Below are 11566 nucleotides of genomic sequence, written 5' to 3'. Positions count from 1 at the left end.
GAAGAAACCGGAAGTAAGACTGGAAAAGTTAAATAAAGACCCGCAAGTAAAAGTAGAAAAAGAATTACCGAAAACAGGGGCAGCACATCCATGGATGATGTCAGTTGGTGCGGGAATTTCATTCTTAGTTGGCGGAGTATTATTCGTATTAGGTAGAAGAAGAAAACAATAATTTTTGTAGACGAAAAGCACACTGAGTTCGATAGTGTATCGAATTCAGTGTGCTTTCGTGGTATATAAAATAAAAGCTCCTTCCGCGTATGGAAGGAGCTTTTATTTTTACATATTAAAACATGCTTGAGCTATGCATTGGTTGAAGTTTTGCATTTGGATCGAAGTAAGCTTTTGCATTGTTTACTGCTGTCGGTGCTTCGCCAAATCCACAAGCGATAAGTTTTACTTTTCCTTCATATGTACAAATGTCACCAGCAGCGTAAATGCCAGGAATATTTGTTTCCATTTTTGAATTCACAAGGATGCTATTTTTTTGTATATCTAAGCCCCAGTTTTTAATTGGGCCAAGAGAGGAAACGAAGCCGTAGTTTACAATTACATCATCAACATCGATGATAACTTTTTCTTCAGTTTTTACGTGCTGAAGAACGACTTGTTCAATTTTGTCATCACCAATGAGTTCAACTGGAACATACGGTGTACTTACTTCTGCACGAGAATTCATTAAGTTTTCGACGCTATGTTCATGTGCGCGGAATTTATCACGGCGATGAACGATTGTAACTTTGTCAGCAATCGGTTCTAACATCATCGTCCAGTCTACTGCTGAGTCGCCACCGCCAAATACTACGACGCGCTTGCCAGCAAATTTATTCATATCATCAACGAAATAATGTAAGTTTTTCTTTTCGTATTTTGCTGTACCTTCTAATTCTAAGCGGCGTGGTTGGAAAGCACCATTGCCGGCAGTAATAATGACTGATTTAGAATAGTGAGTTTGTTTATTCGTAACAAGTTTAAATATACCATCAGCTTGTTTTTCAAGCGTATCAACAGCTTCTTCTAAGCAAATGGTTGGATCAAATTTCTTCATTTGCTCTTTTAAGTTATCAACTAATTCTTGTGCGCGCACTTTTGGAAATCCAGCTACATCATAAATGTATTTTTCAGGGTAGAGTGCGGATAATTGTCCTCCAAGTTGAGGTAAGCTTTCAATGATTTTTACACTTGCTTGTCTCATCCCGCCATAAAATGCTGTGAATAGTCCTGTTGGACCACCACCAATAATTGTTATGTCGTAAACTTTTTGATTTTCTGCCACTTTCATTCCCCCTATAGATGGAATTTTGATATTGATTTCATATATTGTTCATATGTACACGAAAATCCTGCAAATGATGACACTTTCAAATAAATGATAGCATATTTGAGTTCATAATACTTCTGAAAACGACTGAATTGTGTGTAAGTTTTCGCATAGATGCTTTTTGTATTGTATAAAATATACAGAAAGGAAAATACATGAAAAAAAGGTTGAAAAACCCTTGAAAACGCTATGTTATTTTAAAATATTGATAATTCTCCAGAAGCTTGAATTCTGGAATAAAACCGACTAATATAGGGAAGTATTATGTTAAATTTCTATGACAAAATTCGTACGATTTTTTGACTGCGTTTTGTTATGATATAGAATGTGATAAATTCCACATTCTTGACAAATAGAGTTTTTAGTACTTGGTATTATTTCTCATTACTATTATATAAAGAAAAGGGTTGTGATTTGGTGAAGACTCCAAAAATCGTAGTTTTAGGTGCAGGTTATGGCGGGATGATTACGACTGTTCGTCTGCAAAAAGCATTATCTGTAAATGAAGCTGAAATTACGTTAGTAAACAACAACAGCTATCACTACCAAGCGACTTGGTTACACGAGAGCGCAGCTGGTACATTACAAGATGAAAAAATCTGTCTAGATATTCAAGACGTTATTGATACAAATAAAGTGAACTTTGTACAAGACACAGTAGTAGAAATTAAAGCTGCTGAAAAACGTATTATCTTAAAAGACGGCGAGTTAGAGTATGACTACTTAGTAATCGGTCTTGGTTTCGAATCAGAAACATTCGGAATTACAGGATTAAAAGAGCATGCATTCTCAATCGCTAACATTAATGCAACTCGTGAAATTCGTGAGCATATGGAAGCTAGTTTCGCTAAATATGCAGATGAAAAGCGCGATGAGTTAGTAACAATCGTTGTTGGTGGTGCTGGATTTACTGGTATCGAGTACGTAGGTGAGCTTGCAAACCGTGTTCCTGAACTTTGCAAACAGTACAATGTACCACGTGAAAAAGCACGTATCATCTGTGTAGAAGCTGCTCCAACAGCACTTCCAGGTTTCGATCCAGCATTAGTAGAATATGCTGTAAAACAACTTGAGAAAAAAGGCGTAGAATTCCGCATCGGTACAGCAATTAAAGAAGCAACTGAAGAAGGTATTATTGTTGCAAATGGTGATGATACTGAATTAATTAAGTCTAAAACAGTAGTTTGGGCTGCAGGTGTTCGTGGTAATGGTATTGTGGAAGAGTCTGGCTTTGAAGCAATGCGCGGACGTGTAAAAGTTGATGAGTACATGCACGCTCCAGGATACGAAGAGGTATTCATGGTTGGTGATGCAGCGTTAATCATTAACGAAGAAATTAACCGTCCTTACCCACCAACAGCACAAATTGCAATTCAACAAGGTTACAATATTGCACACAACTTAACTGTATTAGTTCGTGGCAAGGGCGAAATGAAAAAATTCGCATTCGATAATAAAGGATCTGTATGTTCTTTAGGTCATGACGATGCAATGGGCGTTGTTATGGGTAAAAAGTTAACAGGTTGGAAAGCTTCCTTCATGAAGAAAGTAATCGATAACCGCTACTTATTCTTATTAGGTGGACCTTTATTAGTTCTTAAAAAAGGTAAATTAAAGTTCTTTTAATATATAGTAGAAAAAGCAGAAACGGCTAAGCGCCGTTTCTGCTTTTTTTTCATATAATACATGTTTTCGATATAACAATAGAAAGATGGGAGAAATGTTTTATTTGAACATTGCCTTATCATGAAATGGATGAATCCAATGTTTTATTTTCTTCATAATTACATTTCTGCATCTTGATATTTTTTTGTTAACAGTATATCGACAAAATGGGTTTTTTCACTTTTTGAAAAAAGGAAATTTCACAGCGAATTAAAAAGTATAGTATAATATATAGAAAAGAAAGAATATTCTGTCCGTTCGGATGGAGGAGGATGCATCATGGGGAAGCGCGGGAAAGTATGGTTAGCTGTTAGTGGCTTAGTAGCTACAAAAGATGGCAGGTGGCTATTCGTTAAGAAGAAATACAGTGGATTAAAAGGGAAATGGTCTTTACCGGCTGGTTTTGTAAATGAAGGTGAGACAGTTGATGAAGCTGTGAAACGCGAAGTGTTAGAAGAGACAGGCATTGTCGCTCATGTGAAGGGGATCATTGGTGTTCGATCGGGTGTTATTCGTGATGAAATTAGTGATAATATGATTATTTTCCTTTTGGAGCCTGAAGGAGAAAATATTATTGTACAGGAGAAAGAATTGTCTGAAGTGGCGTTCTTACATCCAGATAAGATTGCGGACGATCCGAATACGTCTGTACTTATTAAATATTTGTTAGAAGGAAGATCAGAACTACATCTTGAAGTGGACAAAACATTAAATCCAGGAGAACCATTTGGTTATACAGCCTATCACGTATTTACGGCACGTGCGAAGGAGAGGGAGAAAGAGTGAGTATACCGGTACTACTTATTTCAATGATGTTATTTTTTATTTTGTTCTTTGGAATTGGATTTTTACTCAACATGATTTTGCGAGCTACTTGGGTAATGGTTATTGTGTATCCGATTGTTTGTATGCTTATTATTAATAAAGCGAGTATGTGGGATTATTTTTCAAAACCGAAAGAAACATTTTCTTCATTTGGGACAAGTGTATCGCACTTAGGACAAGCAGACGTGTTTATTCTATCTACTGGATTAGTAGGGGCTGCTTTAGCAGGAGTCGTGATCAAGAAACTTCGGAAAAGCGGATATCAAATGTTTTAATCTCCAACTAAGTTGGAGATTATTTTTTGCATATTCCTTCATCGTATAGGGAATGATTAACGATGAAGGAGTGTGGAATATAAAAATGTTAAAACGATATTGTATTCGCATTATGATGACTTGTTTACTTGCATTTGCATTATGCGTAACATGGAAGGCTTTCACTGGAGTTTCTTTATTAGAGATTGTAAAGACATATGAAGGAATGAGTGCAAAAGAAGTACATGCAGCAGAAGTTAAGAGAAATGTTGCTCCGAGTAAAGAAGTGATAAATGCTTTAGAGCAGGCAAACGACTGGTCTAAATATCGTTCAATTGAAATGACTGCAACAGGTTATACATCGGGGATTGAGTCAACAGGTAAGAGGCCAGGGCATCCAGAGTATGGTATTACATATTCAGGTGTTAAAGTGAAAAGGGATTTATATTCCACAATTGCTGCGGACTTACGCGTATTCCCGATTGGAACGATTCTCTTCGTGCCAGGTTACGGGTATGGTGTAGTAGCTGATAAGGGCGGAGCAATAAAAGGAAACCGTCTTGATTTATATTATGATACGGTGAAAGATGTTTATAGCCAATGGGGTAAGAAAAAAGTAAATGTGTATGTAGTAAAAGTAGGAAAAGGTAAGTTTACAGAAGAAGAGTTAACGATGTTAAATCAAGACGAAACGATGCAAGTGTTTCGTGGTCAATATTTAAAGCAAAGATAGTCTAGTCGTAATTACGCTAGACTTTTTTTCTTGGCTTATTTCATAATAGAGGAGATTTTACACGTCATATAACTGTAGTTAGAATTGTCGCATTTTATCGAAAATAAAGTTATAATGGTGGTAGAGAAATTTAGGGGGTCTGAACATGTTTCAAGTACAAAAAGAATTAGCAGGTCACGAAGCAGTAATTGTCGCTTTATTTGAAGAAGAGAAAATGAGTAGTTTTGTACAAGAACTGGACAAAGCGTTTGAAGGACAATTACAAGTTTTACTAGAAGAGAAAGAATTATCTACGAAGAAAAAGGCCATTTCGAAAGTACATAGCTTAGGAAAAACAAATGTGAAACGGTATTACTTTGTTGGTTTAGGCAAGAAAGAGTCTTATACGACAGAAACGTTACGTGTGGCTCTTGGTAAGGCATTTAAAACACTACAAGCAGCAAAAGTACAAGATGCAGCAATCTTACTTGATTCTTTCGTAACAGAGAAATTAGACGCGATTGATGTCGCTCATATTGCAGCAGAGGTACAAGGCCTTGGTACATATGAATTACAAACGTATAAATCAGATAAAAAGGATCGTGTAGAGTTAGAGAAGTTCACGGCTATTACAGCGGAAGATGCACAAGAAATTGAAGCCGCATTAACAGTTGGCTACGTACATGGACGTGCAACAAATTCAGCTCGTACACTTGTAAATATGCCGCCAAACGTATTAACAGCGACAAAGCTTGCTGAGTATGCTGTTGAGTTAGCGGAGAAGTATGATATGGACTATAAAGTTCTTGAAAAAGAAGAGATGGAAGATCTTGGTATGGGTGCGTTACTTGCAGTAAACCAAGGTAGTACAGAGCCACCCAAAATGATTGCTCTTATTTATAAAGGAAAAGAAGAGTGGACAGATGTCATTGGATTCGTTGGAAAAGGTATTACATACGATACAGGTGGTTATTCTTTAAAACCACGTGAAGGCATGGTTGGTATGAAAGGTGATATGGGCGGTGCAGCTGCTGTATTAGGTGCGATGGAAATTATCGGAGAACTGCGCCCAGAACAAAATGTGATCGCTGTTATTCCTTCAACTGATAACGTTGTAAGTGGTACGGCATTTAAGCCAGACGATGTAATCACATCTATGAGTGGAAAAACAATTGAAGTATTAAATACGGATGCAGAAGGTCGTCTAGCTTTAGCTGATGGTATTACGTATGCGAAAAAACTTGGCGCAAACTACCTTGTTGATGTTGCAACATTAACAGGCGGTGTAATTGTTGCACTTGGAAACCATACGACAGGCGCAATGACAAATAATGAAGAGTTGTTTGAGCAAGTACTAGAGGCTTCTATGGAAACAGATGAACCAATTTGGCAACTACCGATTTTTGATCGTGATAAAGAACGTGTGAGAAACAGTAAGTTTGCTGATTTAAATAACTCACCAGGCCGTGAAGGACATGCGGTTATGGCAGGTACATTCCTAGGCGAATTCGCTGAAGATACACCGTGGGTACACTTAGATATCGCTGGAACATCAGAAACAAAAGGCGCGCACGACTTAGGTCCAGCTGGAGCAACTGGTGCAATGGTACGTACACTTGCAACACTTGTGGAGCGTTTCGGAGAAGAATAAGAGTATAAGTGAAGACTGTTCCAATATTTTGGAACAGTCTTCTTTTTTATAGGTTTGTTTATCCCGCTATTTGCCGGACAGTAAGACCCTAACCTCAAAATTCAGTGGAAGCAAAGAAGTGAGGTGGGGTTGCCCGTAAACGCTCAATTGGTGAGGGCTGATTAAAGTTTCACTTTATAAAGAAATTGTATACAAAATCCCATTTAAAGCAAAAGAAGTACGGCCCGTTTCTTCAGAGACAACTAATATAAGTGCATCACTCTTTTCCGATAAGCCTATTGCAGCTCTGTGACGCGTTCCTAGCTCAGAATCAACTTCTGTACTTTTCGTTAAAGGAAGAATATTAGCAGCTGAGACTATATGATTATTTTTTACGAGAACGGCACCGTCATGAAGAGGGTTACCTGGGTAAAATATTGATTCGAGTAATGGCGCAGTTAAATGAGCGTTTAATGTCGTTCCAGTTTGAATGAAAGCTTCAAGCGTTTCATTTCGTTCCACAACGATAAGAGCACCATGTTTTCTAGCGCTTAAATGTTGGATAGCTGTCGTAATAAAAGATGAACTTTCCGTATAAGGTGATAAATATGCCTGAATATAGTATGTAGCTGCCAATGTTTGTACATTTGCCAACATATGATGAATATCTTCCATTTTGCATAAAATACATTCATCTTCTTTATCGATTGCGTTTCTCATAATCGATAGTTCTCTTTCAGCAATTTCAATCATTTGCTTTGTTTGTATTTTGAGCTCTTCTGACAAGCCCCATTCTTGCATAATCCTCATTCCCTTTAGTGGAGTATTTAACAATAGTGTATACAAATATTCCTAGTAAAATCCTGCTAGATTTTATAAAATATTGAGATACAGCATATTTTTTTCATATAATAAAGATATGACAAGCGGGAGGAGAGAGAAGAATGAATTGGAGACAAGAATTTAGTCGCTGGCTTTCTTACGCACAATTAGATGCAGAATTAAAAGAACAGCTAGAAAATATGAAGCAAGATGAGAAGAAAATCGAGGATAGCTTTTATAAAAATCTAGAGTTTGGCACAGGTGGTATGCGTGGTGAACTTGGTGCTGGTACGAACCGTTTAAACGTATATACAGTTCGTAAAGCAACAAAAGGATTAGCAAGCTTTATTGAAAAGTTAGGTGAGGAAGCGAAAAAACGAGGTGTTGTTGTAGCTTATGATTCTCGACATAAATCGCCTGAATTCGCAATGGAGGTCGCTGCAACACTTGGCGCACGCGGTATCACAACATATGTGTTTGAAAGCTTACGTCCAACGCCAGTGCTTTCTTTCGCAGTTCGTCATTTACATACAGTAAGTGGAATCGTTCTTACGGCAAGCCATAATCCGCCTGAATATAACGGATATAAAGTATACGGTGAAGATGGTGGACAGTTGCCTCCAAAAGAGGCAGATGAGTTAATTAGCTACGTAAACGCAGTAGAAGATGAATTAACAGTTGAAGTCGCTGATGTAGAGCAATTAAAAGCTGACGGTTTATTACATATTATTGGACAAGAAGTAGATGATGCATATGCTGCAGAATTGAATAATGTTATCATTAATAAAGAAATGGTACAAAAGGTTGGTAAAGACTTAAAAATCGTCTTTACACCATTACACGGAACATCAAATATTTCTGTACGCCGTGGTTTAAAAGAAGTTGGATTTACAGATGTAACAGTTGTAAAAGAGCAAGAGTTACCAGATCCAAACTTCTCTACAGTAAAATCACCGAACCCAGAAGAGCATGCAGCGTTTGAGTATGCAATTCGTGACGGTGAAAAGGTAGGCGCAGATGTATTAATCGCAACTGATCCTGACGCAGATCGCCTTGGTGTAGCAGTTCGTAATCATAATGGTGAGTTCCAAGTATTAACAGGTAACCAAACAGGTGCATTAATGCTTGATTACTTACTATCTCAAAAGAAAGAAAACGGAACGCTTCCAGAGAACGGTGTCGTATTAAAAACAATTGTAACGTCTGAAATTGGTCGTACAATTGCAAAAGCATACGGTTTAGATACAATTGATACGTTAACTGGATTTAAATTTATCGGTGAGAAAATTAGACAGTATGAAGAAAGCGGACAATACGAATTCCAATTCGGTTATGAGGAAAGCTATGGTTATTTAATCCGTCCATTCTGCCGTGATAAAGATGCAGTACAATCTGTCCTATTTGCATGTGAAGTAGCTGCATACTACAAATCACAAGGGAAAACGTTATATGATGGTCTATTAGAAGTATTTGAGAAATACGGATTCTTCCGTGAAGACCTTGTATCGTTAACGTTAAAAGGAAAAGATGGAGCGGAACAAATCCAAGAGATGATGGCGACGTTCCGTGAGAATCCTCCGAAAGAAGTAGCGGGCTTAACAGTCGTAGCAGTTGAAGACTATAAAGCAAGCATTGTTACATCTTTACAAGATGGACATAAAGAAGAGATTCACTTACCGAAATCAAATGTGTTAAAATATCAATTAGAGGATGGTTCATGGTTCTGCCTACGTCCATCTGGAACTGAACCGAAGATTAAGTTCTACTTTGGTGTAAAAGATAGTTCTTTACAAAATAGTGAACAAAAGTTACTTACTATTAAAGAAGATATTATGAATCGTTTATAATATAAAGTAATTTTAAGTAGTAGGGAACAAAAGGGAGCGAAATCTCCCTTTTGTTTTATGTAAGGAAATGATCGTTATTGATTCTGACAGAAGAGAGGGTATTTTGTGATGAAAAAAGTAAGAAAAGCCATAATCCCAGCAGCTGGATTGGGAACACGTTTTTTACCAGCGACAAAAGCAATGCCGAAAGAAATGTTGCCGATAGTAGATAAACCAACTATCCAATACATCGTAGAAGAAGCAATACAATCAGGAATCGAAGATATTATTATCGTTACTGGTAAAACAAAGCGCTCTATTGAAGATCATTTTGATAATGCATTTGAGTTAGAGCAAAACTTATTAGAAAAGAAAAAGTATGAGTTACTTGAAAAAGTACAGGCTTCTTCAAAAATGGTAGATATTCATTATATTCGTCAAAAAGAACCAAGAGGATTAGGACACGCTGTTTGGTGTGCACGTAAATTCATCGGTGATGAGCCATTTGCTGTTTTATTAGGCGATGATATCGTTCAAGCTGAAAAACCATGCTTACGTCAATTAATCGAAGAATATGATAAAACGCTTTCTTCTGTTATTGGTGTACAAACGGTTCCAGAAAATGAAACACACCGCTACGGAATTATTGATCCATTAGAACAAGAAGGTCGTCGTTACCAAGTTCGCAATTTCGTTGAGAAACCAGCACAAGGTACAGCACCTTCAAACTTAGCGATTATGGGCCGTTACATTTTAACGCCTGAAATCTTTATGTTCTTAGAGCAGCAACATGTCGGTGCTGGTGGTGAAATTCAGTTAACAGATGCAATCCAAAGCTTAAATGAAATCCAACGTGTATTTGCTTACGATTTCGAAGGAAAGCGCTACGACGTAGGTGAAAAGCTAGGATTCGTTCAAACGACAATTGAAATGGCCCTGCAACACCCAGAATTACGTGATGACATGGTTGTAATGATGAAGAAAATTTTAGAAGAACAAGTGAATCAAGAGTCTTAATATAAAAAAAGAGTTATTGCAGCAAGCCGCAATAACTCTTTTTTATTATGAAATCGTCGAATGAGAATGCTGATAAGCAGAACGACGCACAGCATAGTATATGCGAGGGGCGATAATAGCACCGATAATTGTAAATACAATATCTTTTACTGCAAACCACATCATAATCATCCAAGCAGCTTTATAGCTCATATTACCGCCCATAAAGAGATTGACTGCCCCGTACATGTAAGTAGTACCGATTATATAAGTTAAAATAATTCCTGTGAAAGAGGCAATCGCAAATGTAATGAATGTTGGTCTTTCTTTTTGTTCTACTAGTTTCCCCGATACGTAAGCAACGATAATAAATGCGATAATAAAACCACCAGTAGGATCTAAAAGTGCTCCAAATCCAGCCTTGAAGTTAGCGAAGATTGGTGCGCCGGCTACGCCAACGAGCATATAAACAGTCATGGATAAAGCACCAAGTCTACTTCCAAGAAGAAGACCTGCTAAAATTGCGAAAAATGGTTGCATAGATAATGGGATACCTGCTACTTGAAGGAATGGTGCCCAAGATACAATATTTGCACCGATGGCCATAAGAGCAACGAACATGGCAGCTAATGCTAAATCTAAAACATGTAATCTTTTCATAATGTTAACCTCCTGTTGTTTTTAGGTTAACATTATCGTAGCTAAAATATTTACTTGTTGTCAATCAAAATATTTTGATAAGAAGGCTTTAAATAGTCTCTTAACAACGTATATGGAATACGAAATTGCGGAATTCCACTTGAATACGGAGCAATCTCATATAAAGGGAAATAAATGACGAGATTGTCTGGCTCTAAAAAGAAGTGAAACTTTTTCATACTCATTACCTTTTCAGTTGCATCAGGAAAATAAATACTTTCATTTTGTTTAATTTGTCTTACAATCTCTGCACGGATTACATCTTTATATTTATCTTTTTGTTGAAATAAATCGTCTAAGTGCAGTAGCTTTTTTTCTTTTAAATCAAATGTATTTGCCTTCCACGTATAAAGACCGTGTGCTCCGCCAGTATATTGATAGTAATTCACATATAGGCTAAGAAAAGGTGGTTTGTTTAAAGAGACTTTATAATCAACATTTGCTACGTACGGATGAAATGGTGTACTAGATCCTTCTGTCTCTTTATAGTATTTTTTTGCTTCTTTTTCTAATTTGTTTTTAAATTTGTCAGTGGATTTTTTGTAGTATAAATTGAGCTTATTTTGAAATGTAGAGTCAGAAAAGTTGTGAAAAGAAGGCCTATTTATTTGATATTCTATATAAGGTTTCTTACCTTTTTGCGTTACAGTCTTAACATCGATTGTCAGGTTAGATGCTTTGGCTGTTATTGCACAATTTGGTACAATAGTCAGCAAGGAGAACATAAGCAGTAATATACAAAATTTCTGTTTCATTTAGGTGAAGCCTCCTTATATAAGTGTTATAAGTAGTTTGAAAATAAATAGGTAAAATTAT

Annotated in this window: 12 protein-coding genes; 8 read left to right on the top strand and 4 right to left on the bottom strand. The window is 36.8% G+C overall.

The features are described 5' to 3' along the window. A partial coding sequence (locus ATL10_RS27715; protein WP_142670017.1) for an LPXTG cell wall anchor domain-containing protein occupies positions 1–172 on the top strand: 172 nt, incomplete at its 5' end. Between the two features lie 114 nt (positions 173–286). On the opposite strand, the gene ATL10_RS27710 is transcribed toward ATL10_RS27715, so the two are convergent. Further along, the gene (locus ATL10_RS27710; protein WP_000829772.1) at positions 287–1276 is read right to left on the bottom strand and encodes an NAD(P)/FAD-dependent oxidoreductase; all 990 of its coding nucleotides are present in this window, start codon (positions 1274–1276) and stop codon (positions 287–289) included. Between the two features lie 462 nt (positions 1277–1738). Here ATL10_RS27710 and ATL10_RS27705 point away from each other — a divergent pair, with 462 nt between their 5' ends. From ATL10_RS27705 to pepA, 5 genes are all read left to right on the top strand, one after another. Then, the gene (locus ATL10_RS27705; RefSeq protein ID WP_141548244.1) at positions 1739–2947 is read left to right on the top strand and encodes an NAD(P)/FAD-dependent oxidoreductase; all 1209 of its coding nucleotides are present in this window, start codon (positions 1739–1741) and stop codon (positions 2945–2947) included. A gap of 318 nt (positions 2948–3265) precedes the next feature. Then, positions 3266–3772 carry an NUDIX hydrolase gene (locus ATL10_RS27700; protein WP_000517993.1) on the top strand — a complete coding sequence of 169 codons (507 nt, stop codon included), beginning with the start codon at positions 3266–3268 and terminating at the stop codon, positions 3770–3772. Further along, entirely contained in the window at positions 3769–4086 is a 318-nt protein-coding gene (locus ATL10_RS27695) for a YuiB family protein (protein WP_000027016.1), read from the top strand. The genes ATL10_RS27700 and ATL10_RS27695 overlap by 4 nt, the downstream gene beginning before the upstream one ends. An 85-nt stretch (positions 4087–4171) precedes the next feature. Continuing rightward, positions 4172–4798 (top strand): 3D domain-containing protein, encoded by a 627-nt coding sequence (locus ATL10_RS27690; RefSeq protein ID WP_002094181.1) that lies wholly within the window; start codon positions 4172–4174, stop codon positions 4796–4798. A 145-nt stretch (positions 4799–4943) separates the two neighbouring features. Then, positions 4944–6428, top strand: coding sequence for a cytosol aminopeptidase (gene pepA, locus ATL10_RS27685; RefSeq protein ID WP_098235655.1), 1485 nt, complete (start codon positions 4944–4946; stop codon positions 6426–6428). Between the two features lie 174 nt (positions 6429–6602). Here pepA and cdaS read toward each other — a convergent pair whose 3' ends face one another. Further along, the gene (cdaS, locus tag ATL10_RS27680; RefSeq protein ID WP_001158743.1) at positions 6603–7208 is read right to left on the bottom strand and encodes a sporulation-specific diadenylate cyclase CdaS; all 606 of its coding nucleotides are present in this window, start codon (positions 7206–7208) and stop codon (positions 6603–6605) included. 143 nt (positions 7209–7351) lie between these two features. Here cdaS and ATL10_RS27675 point away from each other — a divergent pair, with 143 nt between their 5' ends. Further along, positions 7352–9076 (top strand): phospho-sugar mutase, encoded by a 1725-nt coding sequence (locus ATL10_RS27675; RefSeq protein WP_097925193.1) that lies wholly within the window; start codon positions 7352–7354, stop codon positions 9074–9076. A 108-nt stretch (positions 9077–9184) separates the two neighbouring features. After that, positions 9185–10072, top strand: coding sequence for a UTP--glucose-1-phosphate uridylyltransferase GalU (gene galU, locus ATL10_RS27670; RefSeq protein WP_000757815.1), 888 nt, complete (start codon positions 9185–9187; stop codon positions 10070–10072). A 45-nt stretch (positions 10073–10117) separates the two neighbouring features. Here the strand turns inward: galU and ATL10_RS27665 are convergent, their stop codons facing one another. Next, positions 10118–10711 (bottom strand): biotin transporter BioY, encoded by a 594-nt coding sequence (locus tag ATL10_RS27665; RefSeq protein ID WP_110497931.1) that lies wholly within the window; start codon positions 10709–10711, stop codon positions 10118–10120. Between the two features lie 50 nt (positions 10712–10761). Next, positions 10762–11505 (bottom strand): DUF3298 and DUF4163 domain-containing protein, encoded by a 744-nt coding sequence (locus ATL10_RS27660; RefSeq protein ID WP_000810334.1) that lies wholly within the window; start codon positions 11503–11505, stop codon positions 10762–10764. Positions 11506–11566 lie beyond the last annotated feature (61 nt).

Source organism: Bacillus sp. 196mf, from assembly GCF_003217275.1.
Taxonomy (GTDB): Bacteria; Bacillota; Bacilli; order Bacillales; family Bacillaceae_G; genus Bacillus_A; species Bacillus_A thuringiensis_S.
Note: the sequence above shows the minus strand (reverse complement) of the source record. Positions and strands in the feature narration are given on the sequence as shown.